The sequence below is a fragment of the Streptomyces sp. NPDC058157 genome, assembly GCF_042884105.1.
GTDB lineage: Bacteria > Actinomycetota > Actinomycetes > Streptomycetales > Streptomycetaceae > Streptomyces.
In genome coordinates, this window is the sequence record NZ_JBHVUQ010000213.1 from 1 (window position 1) to 11,669 (window position 11,669).

12 protein-coding genes are annotated in these 11,669 nt (G+C 76.0%); 5 read left to right on the forward strand and 7 right to left on the reverse strand.

What is annotated here, in order from left to right; translation table 11 throughout:
• The coding region (locus ACFVXK_RS32775; protein ID WP_389619027.1) for a phosphodiester glycosidase family protein at positions 1–1,856 on the forward strand (1,856 nt) is incomplete at its 5' end.
• Between the two features lie 34 nt (positions 1,857–1,890).
• The gene (locus ACFVXK_RS32780) at positions 1,891–2,250 is read left to right on the forward strand and encodes a hypothetical protein (protein ID WP_389619030.1); all 360 of its coding nucleotides are present in this window, start codon (positions 1,891–1,893) and stop codon (positions 2,248–2,250) included.
• A gap of 49 nt (positions 2,251–2,299) precedes the next feature.
• On the opposite strand, the gene ACFVXK_RS32785 is transcribed toward ACFVXK_RS32780, so the two are convergent.
• The 3 genes from ACFVXK_RS32785 to ACFVXK_RS32795 form a co-directional block, all read right to left on the reverse strand.
• Positions 2,300–4,279, reverse strand: a complete 1,980-nt coding sequence (locus ACFVXK_RS32785; RefSeq protein WP_389619033.1) for an ABC transporter permease — start codon at positions 4,277–4,279, stop codon at positions 2,300–2,302.
• 111 nt (positions 4,280–4,390) lie between these two features.
• The gene (gene modA / locus ACFVXK_RS32790) at positions 4,391–5,206 is read right to left on the reverse strand and encodes a molybdate ABC transporter substrate-binding protein (RefSeq protein ID WP_389619036.1); all 816 of its coding nucleotides are present in this window, start codon (positions 5,204–5,206) and stop codon (positions 4,391–4,393) included.
• A 165-nt stretch (positions 5,207–5,371) separates the two neighbouring features.
• Positions 5,372–5,767 (reverse strand): molybdopterin-binding protein, encoded by a 396-nt coding sequence (locus tag ACFVXK_RS32795; RefSeq protein ID WP_389619039.1) that lies wholly within the window; start codon positions 5,765–5,767, stop codon positions 5,372–5,374.
• Between the two features lie 134 nt (positions 5,768–5,901).
• On the opposite strand from ACFVXK_RS32795, the gene ACFVXK_RS32800 reads away from it, so the two are divergent.
• A complete protein-coding gene (locus ACFVXK_RS32800) occupies positions 5,902–6,318 on the forward strand; it encodes an RNA-binding S4 domain-containing protein (protein ID WP_389619042.1) in 417 nt (138 codons plus the stop codon).
• A gap of 52 nt (positions 6,319–6,370) precedes the next feature.
• On the opposite strand, the gene ACFVXK_RS32805 is transcribed toward ACFVXK_RS32800, so the two are convergent.
• The 4 genes from ACFVXK_RS32805 to ACFVXK_RS32820 form a co-directional block, all read right to left on the reverse strand.
• Positions 6,371–6,769 (reverse strand): PTS-dependent dihydroxyacetone kinase phosphotransferase subunit DhaM, encoded by a 399-nt coding sequence (locus tag ACFVXK_RS32805; RefSeq protein ID WP_389619045.1) that lies wholly within the window; start codon positions 6,767–6,769, stop codon positions 6,371–6,373.
• Positions 6,766–7,374 carry a dihydroxyacetone kinase subunit DhaL gene (gene dhaL, locus ACFVXK_RS32810; protein ID WP_389619058.1) on the reverse strand — a complete coding sequence of 203 codons (609 nt, stop codon included), beginning with the start codon at positions 7,372–7,374 and terminating at the stop codon, positions 6,766–6,768. Before dhaL ends, ACFVXK_RS32805 begins: the two co-directional genes overlap by 4 nt.
• 83 nt (positions 7,375–7,457) lie before the next feature.
• Positions 7,458–8,465, reverse strand: a complete 1,008-nt coding sequence (gene dhaK, locus ACFVXK_RS32815) for a dihydroxyacetone kinase subunit DhaK (RefSeq protein WP_389619047.1) — start codon at positions 8,463–8,465, stop codon at positions 7,458–7,460.
• A gap of 135 nt (positions 8,466–8,600) precedes the next feature.
• The gene (locus tag ACFVXK_RS32820) at positions 8,601–9,065 is read right to left on the reverse strand and encodes a MarR family winged helix-turn-helix transcriptional regulator (protein ID WP_389619049.1); all 465 of its coding nucleotides are present in this window, start codon (positions 9,063–9,065) and stop codon (positions 8,601–8,603) included.
• Between the two features lie 138 nt (positions 9,066–9,203).
• On the opposite strand from ACFVXK_RS32820, the gene ACFVXK_RS32825 reads away from it, so the two are divergent.
• Both ACFVXK_RS32825 and ACFVXK_RS32830 read left to right on the forward strand, forming a co-directional pair.
• On the forward strand, positions 9,204–9,773 hold the full coding sequence (locus tag ACFVXK_RS32825; protein ID WP_389619052.1) for a DoxX family protein: 570 nt from the start codon (positions 9,204–9,206) through the stop codon (positions 9,771–9,773).
• Positions 9,774–9,872: 99 nt separating this feature from the next.
• Positions 9,873–11,660 carry a glycoside hydrolase family 15 protein gene (locus tag ACFVXK_RS32830; RefSeq protein WP_389619055.1) on the forward strand — a complete coding sequence of 596 codons (1,788 nt, stop codon included), beginning with the start codon at positions 9,873–9,875 and terminating at the stop codon, positions 11,658–11,660.
• The last annotated feature ends 9 nt before the right edge of the window (positions 11,661–11,669 follow it).

An 11,669-nucleotide genomic window follows, 5' to 3' on the forward strand; every position in this document is an offset into this window, starting at 1 on the left:
AGGCCCTCAACCTCGACGGCGGCGGCTCCACCACCCTGCTCGCCGCCCACCCCGGGGCGGCCGCCCTCACCCTGGAGAACTCCCCCTCCGACGGGCACCAGCGCCCCGTGCCCAACGGCCTCGTCCTGACCGCCCCGGCCGGACCCGGCCCGCTCGCCGGCTTCCGCGTCGAAGCGGTCGGCGGCGCCACCCGGACCTTCCCCGGCCTGACCCGCACCCTCACCGCCACCGCGTACGACACCACGCTCGCCCCCGCCACCGCGACCCCGGGCTGGCACACCGACCGGGGCCGGATCGGGCAGGACGGCGTGTACCGCGCCGACGGCCCCGGCCAGGCCGTGGTCCGCGTCTCGGCCGGCCCGGCGACGGCCGGAAGGCCGTCCACCGCGAAGGCACCGGCCACAGGGGCGGCGGCCGGGGGCGGTACGTCCGGGGCCACGACGGCCGGGGAGCCCCCGGCGGAGGGGCCGGCCGCCCGGACCGCGACCGCGGCGGGGCTTCGGGGTATCCGCGGCCCCGGTGCCGTCGTCCACACGGCGGTACCAGGGGTGCGGGCGGGCGACGCGCCGCCCGCGCCCGGAGCCGGGGCGGGCGCGCCCGAAGGGGTCCTGCGGCTGGAGGTGCTCGGGCCGCTGGCCGGGCTCCGGGCCGTGCCCGGGCGGATCGGGCTCGAAGGGCGGGGGGACAGCGCCGGGTTCGTCCTGACGGGCTACGACGCCCAGGGCGCCACCGCCCCCGTCGAGCCCCGCGACCTGACCCTGGGATACGACCGCACCCGCTGGCGGGTCACCGAGGACGGCCGGGGCGGCTTCACCGTCACGGCCCTCGTCCCGCAGGCCGCCGGCCGGCTGACCGCCACCGTCAAGGCCACCGGCGCCACCGCCGAACTGGCCCTCGGCGCCGGCTCGGTGGCCGCGCCCCTGGCCGGCTTCGAGGACGCCGCCGCCTGGACCGGCCCGGGCGCCGCACCCGCCGTGGGCCACCCCGGCCCCGGGCTCGCCCTGGAGGCGCGGGCCGGCGCGGCCGCGACCCCGCCCCGCCCCCTGCCCGTACCGGAGCTGACCCGCACCCTGTCCCTGTGGGTCGGCGGGGACGGCTCCGGGGCCCGGCCCGCCGTGGAGCTGGCGGGGGCCGACGGGGTGCCCCTGACCCTGCGCGGGCCCGCCGCCGACTGGACCGGCTGGCGGGAGGTGCGCCTGCCCGTCCCCGCCACCGCCGAACAACCCCTGCGCGTCACCCGCCTCTCGGCGGCCCCGGGCGCCCGCCCCGGCCGGCTGCTGCTGGACACCCTGACCGCCACCACCCCGCCGACCGGGCCGGCCGCCCCCGACACCGTCCGGCCCGACCCGGTGGTGGGCACCCCCGCACAGGCCGGGGCCCGGCCCTGGCGGTTCGCGGCCGGTGCGGACCCGGACCGCGGCGGCGCCGAACTGCTGCTGACCGGCACCGAGCGGGCGTCCTTCGTGCACCGCGGGGTGCGCTTCGTCCCGCTCGACACCGGCCGCCGCACCCTCGACCGGGGCGCCGGACTGGCCCGGATGCGGGCCCTGGGCCAGGCCCTGGACACCGCCGCCCGGGAGCCGGGGACGGCCGCGCTGGCCGTCGTTCTCCCGTACACGCCGGACACCCTGGACCGCAAGGAGACCGCCCTGCTGGCGCGGCGCCTCGCCGAGTTCCGCCGTACCACCGGGAAGAAGGCGGCCGTCCTCACCCTCGGCGCACCCCGCTTCACCGCAGGGCGCGGCGAGGGGGTGCTGACCGTCTCGGCACCCCGCTCCGGCCGCACCCTGTTCGGCGCCGACGCCTTCGCGGCGCCCGGCCGGGACTGGCTGACGGTGGCCCCGCCGCGGCCCTGAGCCACCGGCCCCCGGCACCTGGGAGACTGACGCCATGGCACATGACCGACCCGCCGCGGCGAAGATGTCCGAACTCTTCGACCCGGCACCACCCGTCCGATGGGGTCTGCGCGGCGACCCCCACGTCTGGGAGGCGCTGCGCGGCGCCCTGTCCGGTACGGACGTCCCGCCGTCGGCCGAGGCGGTCGCCGCCCTCCTGCGGGCGACGTTCGAGGAACTCGTGGAGGTCGACCTCCACGGCGAGCCGGCGCCGCACGTGTACCGGGAGCGGTACGCGCACGGCGGGATGTCCGGCGGCATGGTCCACCTCGACACGTGGCGGCAGAGGCTGCTGCCGCTGCTGGTGGAGCGGGCCGGCAGGCCGCGGGACCCGCGCACGCTGCTCGCCCGCTGACTTCGCCGGCCAGGAGCGTCCGGACCCGCCTAGAGCGGCCGGACCCGGCCTAGAGCCGTACGAGCGTGACCTCGGTGGCCTTCACGCTCGTCCAGACCGGCGCGCCGTCGGCCACGCCCAGCTCGGCCGCCGCCTCCGGGGTGATCTCCGCGACCAGGTCGGGGGCCTCGGCCGAGCCGACGAGCACGCGCAGCCGGCTCCCGACCGCGGTCACCTCCCGGATCGTGCCCGGCCAGACGTTGCGGGGGCTGCCGGTGGGGCGGTCCCGGTGGACGGACACCGCCTCCGGGGCGATGATCGCGAGGGCCGCGGAGCCCTCCGGCAGCGGCTCCGCCACCACCAGCCGCCCGCCGCCCGCCAGCGCGAGCCCGTCGGCGGAGGCGGTGCCCGGCCAGGCGTTGCGGCCCAGCATCCGGGCCACCCACGGGGAACGCGGATGCCGGGTGACCTCGGCGGGCGGGGCGTCCTGGAGGGTCCGCCCGTCGGCCAGCACGAGCACCCGGTCGGCCAGCGACACCGCCTCGACGGGGTCGTGCGTGACGATCAGGCACACCCCGCCGAAGCCGGCCAGGTGCGTGCGCAGGGTGTGCCGCACGTGCGCCCGGGTCGTCTGGTCGAGGGCGGCCAGCGGCTCGTCGAGCAGCAGCAGCCGGGGGCGGGCGGCCAGGGCCCGGGCCAGCGCCACCCGCTGCGCCTGCCCGCCGGACAGCTGGGCGGGCCTGCGCTGGGCGAGGTGCCCGACGCCGAGGCGGTCCAGCCAGGCCTGCGCCTCCCGGCGGGCCTCGGCGCGCGGCACCCGGCGGGCGCGCAGCCCGTACGCGGTGTTGGCGAGGGCGCTCAGGTGCGGGAACAGCGCCCCGTCCTGCGGGACCCAGGCGACCTGGCGGCGGTGCGGGGGCAGGGCGGTGACGTCGGTGTCGCCGAGCCGGAGTTCGGCGTGGGCGCGCGGGGTCAGGCCGAGGAGGGCGCGCAGCAGGGTGGTCTTGCCCGCGCCGTTCTCGCCGACCACGGCGATGGTGGTGCCCGGTTCGGCGTCGAGGGTCAGCCGGTTGAAGCCGGTGACCTCGGCGTGCAGGGGCCAGCGCCCGTCGTCCACGGGGGCCGGCCCGGCCCCCGCAGACGGGGCCCCGGCCGGTCCGCCGGACGGCTCCTCGGCGGAGGCGGAGGCGGAGGCGGAGGTGCGGTCGGAGGCGGGGGCGGTGGCGGGGGCGGCCGCGCCGGTCTTGCGGCCGGCCGGGGTGCCGGTCCACCGGCCGCGCAGGCCGATCAGGACGGCCATGGCGATGGCGAGCAGCAGCAGCGACACCGAGGTGGCCGCCTCGGGGCGGTCCTGGAGCAGCAGGTAGACCTGGAGCGGCAGGGTCTGGGTGGTGCCGGGCAGGTTCCCGGCGAAGGTGATGGTCGCGCCGAACTCGCCCAGCGCCCGGGCCCAGGTCAGCGCCGCGCCCGCGATCAGACCCGGCGCCACCATGGGGAGGGTCACGGTGAAGAACACCCGGACCGGCCGGGCCCCGAGGGAGGCGGCGGTCTCCTCGTAGCTCTGCTTGAGGCCGCCGAGCGCCCCCTCCAGGCTGATCACCAGGAAGGGCATGGCGACGAACGTGGCCGCCACGACGGCGCCGGAGGTGTGGAAGGGCAGGGTGATGCCGAAGGTGCCCTCCAGCCAGGGTCCCAGCAGTCCGCGCCGCCCGAAGCCCAGCAGCAGCGCGACACCTCCGACGGTCGGCGGCAGCACCATCGGCAGCAGCACCAGCGAGCGCACGAAGGCCTTGCCCTTGAACTCGACCCGGGCCAGCAGCCAGGCCAGCGGCACCCCGAGCAGCAGGGAGAGGCCGAGCGCCCAGGCGGAGACCAGCAGGGAGAGCCGCAGGGCCTCGGTGACCCCGGGGCTGGTCAGGTGGTCGGCGAGCTCGCCCCACTCGGTGCGGGTGAGGATGCCGATCAGCGGCAGCAGCAGGAACGCGACGGCGAGCAGCGCGGGGAGCGCCAGGGTCACGGGGGGCCGGTTGCGGGTGCGGAGTCTGCTCATGGCGTTCCTGGTCGGGGCTGCTGGGCTGCCGGGCCGCTGCTGCGGCCGGTCGGCGGGGGGTATGCCGAAGGGGCTGCCCGTCCCCCCGGACCGGGCAGCCCCCGCGGAGCACTACGGCTTCTGGAAGCCGGCGTCCTGGAGGATCTTCTGCGCCTCGGGCGTGCTCAGCCAGGCCACGAACGCGGCCGCGGCCTCGGCGTTCTTGGACTGCTTGAGCGTGGCGGCCGGGTAGGAGGCGACGGCGTTCTGGTCGTCCGGGATGTCCACGTTGACGACCTTGTCGCCGGACTTGGCGGAGTCGGTCTTGTAGACCAGGCCGGCGTCGGCCTCACCGAGCTCGACCTTGCTCAGGACGGCGCGGACGTTCGGCTCCTGGGAGACCGGCTTCACCTCGATCTTCTGGGCGTCGAGGATCTGCTTGCTGTAGCGGCCGACGGGGACCTCGGGCGCCGCGAGGACGACCTTGATCTTGGAGTCGGCGAGGTCCTTGAGCTCGGCGATCTTGAACGGGTTGCCCTTGCCAGTGGCGATGACCAGGCGGTTCTTCGCGATGACCGTGGCGTCGTCGGTGTCGGCCTTGAGGCCGTCCATCGTCTTGGTGTCGGCGGTCACCAGCGCGTCGGCGGGGGAGCCCTGCTTGACCTGCGCGGCGAGCTCCTGCGAGCCGGCGAAGGAGAAGGTCACCTTGGTGCCCGGGTGGGACTTCTCGTAGGCGGCGCCGGCCGTCTTGAAGACGTCGGTGAGGGAGGAGGCGGCGAGCACGGTGAGGTTCGCGGACTTGGCCGGGGCGGAGGCCGGGGCCGAGGCGGACGGGGTGGCGGCCGCGTCGTCCTTCTTGTCGTTGCCGCCGCAGGCGGACAGCGGGACGAGCAGGGCGGCGGTCAGGGCGGCGGCGGCCGCGCGGCGGCCGTTCAGGATCGCGTGCATGGGAAGTGCTCCTCGGTCGGGTCGGCGGCCGGCCGGGTGCCGGTCCGCGCGGTATGACCCGCGCCGTGACGGGCGGAGCGGGTGGGGACGAACGGTGGTGGGACAGGGGCGGACGCGCGGTTCGCGCGGGCGGGCGGGGCGGCCTCGGGCGGCGCCGCGCCGGGGTCAGGTGCGGTCGATGTGCACGCTGGTCGACTTCACGCGGGCGGTGGCCTGCATGCCGACCTCCAGTCCGAGCTCCTCGACGGCCTCGCGGGTCAGCAGGGAGACCAGGCGGTGGGGACCTGCCTGGATCTCGACCTGGGCGGCCACGTCGCCGAGCGTGACGGCCGTGACGATGCCGGGGAAGGCGTTGCGCGCCGAGGTGTACGGCTCCCCGTCCTCGTTGTGGGCGCCCTGGCCCACCTCGACGGAGAAGGCCGCGAGGTCACGGCCGTTGATCAGGCGACGCCCCGCCTCGTCGCGATGGGTCGCGACCCGGCCGGCGTCGGCCCAGCGGCGTGCGGTGTCCGGGCTGACGCCCAGCAGACGCGCCGCCTGTCCGATGGTGTAGGACTGCATGCGCGACAAGGTAGGGGCATGGAGACCGCATGTGCAATTCGTTTGGCTCGTTCTCTATCGCAGATGCCATGGGCCTTGTGGTATCCGCCAAAATGCGTTCCGGTTCCGGGCCGACGGATCGATAGGCTCGGCTCATGGCTGAAACGAAGAGCAGCACGGGCGCGGCGGCAGGTCCGGGCCCGCTGGAGGCGGGCACCGCGCGGGTGGACGCCTGGATCTGGTCGGTCCGGCTCACCAAGACCCGGTCCGTCGCGGCGACCGCCTGCCGGGCGGGGCACGTGAAGGTCAACGGCGAACGGGCCAAGCCGGCCCAGCAGGTGCGGGCGGGGGACGAGGTGCGGCTGTTCCACGCCGGGCGGGAACGGGTCGTCGTGGTGCGCAGGCCCGTGACCAAGCGGGTGGGCGCTCCCGTGGCGGTGGAGTGCTTCGTCGACATTAGCCCGCCGGCGCCGACGCCGGTCGAGGCCGCCGTGGTGGGCGTGCGCGACCGCGGGGCGGGACGGCCCACCAAGCGGGAGCGGCGCGAGTTCGACACCCTCCGGGGGCGGTAGCCCTCCCGGGGGGACGGGGGTGCGGGCTCCGGCCGCGCACCCCCGCGCCCCGTCACGCCTTGCGGTAGTCGTACGCCTCCGCGGCGGCCGCGGCCACCGCGTCCAGGGGGGCGCCCGCCGACGCCGCCACGACCGCCGCCACCGCGCCCTCCAGGAACGGGGCGTCCACCAGGCGGCAGTCCGGGGAGAGGTCGCCGTCCGCCAGGAGGGCCTTGACCGTCAGGACCGAGCTGCCCAGGTCCGCCAGCAGGGCCACCCCGGCCCCCTGGTCCACCGCTGCCACCGCCGCGAGGACCCGGTCCGCGCTGGTGCCGAGGCCGCCGTCCCGGTTGCCACCCGCTGGCGCCACCCGGGCCACCGCCCCGCCCGCCGCCAGGCCCCGGGCCAGCCGCGCCACCGACTCCGCCACCTCGGCGCTGTGCGAGACCAGGACGATGCCGACCGGGGTCACGACGCCCCCTCCGCCGAGTCCGCCAGGGCGGTCAGGAGCAGGGCCGAGGAGGTGGCGCCCGGGTCCTGGTGCCCGACGCTGCGTTCGCCGAGGTAGCTCGCCCGGCCCTTGCGGGCCAGTATCGGCACGGTGGCCAGCGCGCCCGCCTCCGCCGCGTCCCCGGCCGCCCGGTAGGACGTGCCCAGCGCCGCGACCCCCGGGGTCAGGGCGTCCAGCATCGTCTTGTCGCCCGGGGCCGCCCCGCCCAGCTGGGCCACCGCGGCCACCCCGGCCTCCAGGGCCCGCCGCAGCGCGGCGTCGGAGACCTCGGCGTCCTCCCCGAGCTCCTTGCCGGTGCGGCGCAGCAGCGTGCCGTACAGGGGGCCGGAGGCGCCGCCGACCGTGGAGATCAGCGTGCGGCCCGCCAGCTGGAGGAGTGCGCCGGGCGCCGTCGCGGGCTCGGCTTCGGCCAGCGCGGCGCGGACGGCCGTGAAGCCCCGCAGGAGGTTGGCGCCGTGGTCGGCGTCGCCGATGGGGGAGTCGAGCTCGGTCAGCCGGTCCGACTCCCGTTCCACCGCCGCGGCGGCGGCCTCCAGCCAGCCCCGGAAGAACTCCGCGTCACGCACCGGATTCCCTTCGTCCGTCATGGTCCGTCCCTCCGTCATGGTCCGTCCGTCGTGCTCCGCCCGCCAGCATGCGTCCCGCTCCCTCAGCGGCCCCAGCGCAGCGCCGGAGTCTGCACCGGGGCGTCCCAGAGCCGCAGGAGCTCCTCGTCGGCCCGGCAGAGCGTCACCGAACAGCCCGCCATGTCCAGGGAGGTGACGTAGTTGCCGACCAGGGCGCGGGCCACGGGCACGCCGCGGGCCTCCAGGACCCGGGCCACCTCCGCGTGGAACCCGTACAGCTCCAGCAGCGGGGTCGCGCCCATGCCGTTGACCAGGGCCAGGACGGGGCCGTCGGCGGGGCCGCCGATCTCGGCGAGGCCGTCCAGTACGGCGCCCACGGCCACGTCCGCGATCTCCCGGGAGGTCATCATGGCCCGCCGCTCCCGGCCGGGCTCGCCGTGGATGCCGATGCCCAGTTCCAGCTCCCCGTCGGGGAGTTCGAACGTCGGGCTGCCCTTGGCGGGGGTGGTGCAGGCGCTGAGGGCGACGCCGAAGCTGCGCGAGCTCTCGTTGACCTGGCGGGCGAGGGCCGCGACCCGGTCCAGCGGCGCCCCCTCCTCGGCGGCCGCCCCGGCGATCTTCTCCACGAACAGGGTGGCGCCGGTGCCGCGGCGCCCGGCCGTGTAGAGGCTGTCCGTGACGGCGACGTCGTCGTTGACGAGGACGCTCTCCACCCGCAGGCCGTCCTCCTCGGCGAGCTCGGCGGCCATCCGGAAGTTGAGGACGTCGCCGGTGTAGTTCTTGACGACGAACAGGACGCCCTGCCCGGCGTCCACGCTGCCCGCCGCGTGCAGCATCTGGTTCGGTACCGGGGAGGTGAACACCTCGCCGGGGCAGGCCGCGGAGAGCATCCCGTACCCGACGAACCCGCCGTGCAGCGGTTCGTGCCCGGAGCCGCCGCCGGAGACCAGGCCGACCCGGCCGCCGGTCTTCGCGTCCCGCCGCAGCACCACCCGTCGCTCGACGTCCACGTCGAGTTCGGGATGCGCGGCCGCCATCCCGTGCAGCGCGTCGGCGACCACGGAGTCCGCGGAGTTGATGAGCATCCTCAAAGCTGCCTCCCAGATGGCGCGGCGCCCCGGGCCCGTTCGCGGCCGGGGTTTCGAAGTCAACCACGGCGGGCCGCCGGATCAGGGGAGGAACGGCCAAGCGGACGGCAGGTCAGGAGGTCGCGTCAGGAAGGCAGGTCAGCCGCCCTGCTCCCGCAGCCGCCGGCTGACCTCGCCGAGGCCGTCGGCCAGCGCCTCGAGCTGGCCGGGGGTGAGCACGTCGACGAGGACCTCCCGCACGGCCGTCACGTGGCCGGGCGCCGCCGCCTCCAGCCGGGCCCGCCCGGCGTCGGTGAGGACGGCGAAGACCCCGCGCACGTCGGAGGGGCAGCTGCGGCGCCGGACCAGTCCGGCCTTCTCCATCTGGGTGACCTGGTAGGTCAGCCCGCTCTTGGAGTTGATCAGGCCGTTGGCGAGTTCCGTCATGCGCAGCTCGCCGTCGGGCGCCGCGGCGAGCCGCACGAGGATCTCGTACTGGGGGTGGGAGAGTCCTGAATCGTCCTTGAGCTGCTGGTCGAGGTGCCGGTTCACCAGGGCGGAAGCGGCCAGGAAGCTCCTCCAGGCCCGCATCTCGCGCTCGTCCAGCCATCTCGTTCCGTCCATGGCCCCAGGGTACACGAGTTGTTCGAATTTGAATCAATGGTTAGGGTCGGTGTCGGCGGTTCGAATTTGAACAACCTGCTCCCGAACAACCTGCTCGCGAACGACTCCTCGGGCCGCCCCGACCGGAAGGAATCCCCCATGACCAGCGCCTCCGCCACCGCGACGAAGGCCCCGGCCACGGCACCGGCCGTATCCGCCCCCGCCCCCACCGCCTCCACCGCCGGCCTGGACGCCGGACTGCTGCTCCTGCGCGTGGTCCTCGGCCTGGCCGTCGCCGCCCACGGCGTCCAGAAGCTCCTCGGCTGGTTCGGCGGCGGCGGGATCAGCGGCACCGGCCAGTTCTTCACCTCCGTCGGCTACCCGGCCGGCGAGACCATGGCCGCCGTCGCCGGCCTCACCGAGACCCTCGGCGGCCTCGGCCTCGCCGCCGGCCTGCTCACCCCGCTCGCCGGAGCCGCCGTCACCGGCACGATGATCAACGCCCTCGCCGTCCACGGCGCCGGCGCCTTCTTCGCCCCCAAGGGCATGGAGTACGAGCTCCTCCTCGCGGCCGCCGCTGCCGCCCTCACCCTCACCGGCCCCGGCCGCCTCGCCCTCGACCGCGTCCTGCCGCTCCCGGCGCTGCGCACCCCCCGCCCGGCCCTCGGCGCGGCGGCCCTCGCCCTCGGCGTGGCCCTCGCCGCCGTCACCCTCCTCGTCCGGAGCTGACCGCACGGCCGTCCCCGCCCCCGCCGCGGGGGCGGCCCGCGCCGCCCGCCCGTCCCGGCACCCTGATTGGCCCGGGACGATCGGGGGAACAGCGGAGAAATGACACAACCCATCGAAGACTACGCACTCATCGGCGACCTCATGACCAGCGCACTGGTCGGCCGCGACGGGTCCATCGACTGGCTGTGCCTGCCCCGCTTCGACTCCGGCGCCTGCTTCGCCGCCCTCCTCGGCGACGCGGAGAACGGCCACTGGAGGATCGCCCCGGCCGGCGCCGCCGACGGCGAGCGGTGCACCCGGCGGGCCTACGCCGACGGATCACTGGTCCTCGAATCCCTCTGGGAGACCGGCGACGGCACCGTCAAGGTCACCGACTTCATGCCGCAGCGCGACACCGCCCCCGACGTGATGCGCATCGTCGAGGGCGTCTCCGGCCGGGTCACCGTCCGCAGCACCCTGCGCCTGCGCTTCGACTACGGCCACGTCGTCCCCTGGGTCCGGCGCAGCGAGGGCGACCGGGTCGCCGTCGCCGGACCGGACTCGGTCTGGTTCCGCAGCGAGCCGCCCGTCCACACCTGGGGCGAGGACAACAGCACCCGCACCGAGTTCACCATCGGCCCCGGCGAGAAGGTCGCCTTCGTGCTGACCTGGCACCCCTCGCACGAACCGCGCCCCGCCCCCGTCGACCCGTACGAGGCCCTGGAACAGAGCCTCGCCGACTGGCGCGACTGGTCCGCCCAGTGCCGCTACGAGGGCCCCTACCAGGAGGCCGTCACCCGCTCCCTGATCACCCTCAAGGCCCTCACCTACGCGCCCACCGGCGGGATCGCCGCGGCCGCCACCACCTCCCTCCCGGAGGAGCTCGGCGGCGTACGCAACTGGGACTACCGCTACTGCTGGCTGCGCGACGCCACCCTCACCCTCGACGCGCTCCTCAGCACCGGTTTCCGCGACGAGGCCCGCGCCTGGCGCGGCTGGCTGCTGCGCGCCGTCGCCGGCGACCCGGCCGACCTCCAGATCATGTACGGGATCGGCGGCGAGCGCCGCATCCCCGAGACGGAGCTCCCCTGGCTGCGCGGATACGCCGGCTCCGCGCCCGTCCGTGTGGGCAACGCCGCCGTGGACCAGCTCCAGCTCGACGTCTACGGAGAGGTCCTGGACTCCCTGTACCTGGCCCGCTCCACCGGACTGGCCTCCGAACGGCACGCCTGGAAGATCCAGCTCGCCCTGCTCGACTTCCTGGAACGCAACTGGCGCCGCCCCGACGAGGGGCTGTGGGAGGTGCGCGGACCGCGCCGCCACTTCACCCACTCCAAGGTGATGGCCTGGGTGGCCGCCGACCGGGCCGTACGCACCCTGGAGGCCGCCCCCCAGATGCCCGGCGACGTGGAACGCTGGCGGGCCATGCGCGACGAGGTCCACCGCGACGTCTGCGAGCACGGCTACGACCCCGAGCGCGGCACCTTCACCCAGTACTACGGCTCCCGCGAACTCGACGCCGCCACCCTGCTCATCCCCCGCGTCGGCTTCCTGCCGCCCGAGGACCCGCGCGTCATCGGCACCGTCGACGCGGTACGCGCCGAGCTGGGCAGCAGTGGCCTGGTCCGCCGCTACAGCACCGAAGGCCCCTCGGTCGACGGACTGCCCGGCGACGAAGGGGCCTTCCTGGCCTGCTCGTTCTGGCTGGCGGACGCCCTGCACCTGACCGGCCGGCCCAAGGAGGCCCGGGAACTCTTCGAACGCCTGCTGGCCGTGCGCAACGACGTGGGCCTGCTCGCCGAGGAGTACGACCCCGCGAGCGGGCGCCAGCTCGGCAACTTCCCCCAGGCCTTCAGCCACATCGGCCTGGTGAACACCGCCCTCACCCTGGGCTCCGGCGGCTCCTGAGACGTGCGG

Excerpts from the sequence above, each read along its gene's own strand:
- ACFVXK_RS32780 (WP_389619030.1), top strand. The coding sequence starts at position 1,891 with ATGGCACATGACCGACCCGCCGCGGCGAAGATGTCCGAACTCTTCGAC.
- ACFVXK_RS32785 (WP_389619033.1), bottom strand. The coding sequence starts at position 4,279 with ATGAGCAGACTCCGCACCCGCAACCGGCCCCCCGTGACCCTGGCGCTC.
- modA (WP_389619036.1), bottom strand. The coding sequence starts at position 5,206 with ATGCACGCGATCCTGAACGGCCGCCGCGCGGCCGCCGCCGCCCTGACC.
- ACFVXK_RS32795 (WP_389619039.1), bottom strand. The coding sequence starts at position 5,767 with ATGCAGTCCTACACCATCGGACAGGCGGCGCGTCTGCTGGGCGTCAGC.
- ACFVXK_RS32800 (WP_389619042.1), top strand. The coding sequence starts at position 5,902 with ATGGCTGAAACGAAGAGCAGCACGGGCGCGGCGGCAGGTCCGGGCCCG.
- ACFVXK_RS32820 (WP_389619049.1), bottom strand. The coding sequence starts at position 9,065 with ATGGACGGAACGAGATGGCTGGACGAGCGCGAGATGCGGGCCTGGAGG.
- ACFVXK_RS32825 (WP_389619052.1), top strand. The coding sequence starts at position 9,204 with ATGACCAGCGCCTCCGCCACCGCGACGAAGGCCCCGGCCACGGCACCG.
- ACFVXK_RS32830 (WP_389619055.1), top strand. The coding sequence starts at position 9,873 with ATGACACAACCCATCGAAGACTACGCACTCATCGGCGACCTCATGACC.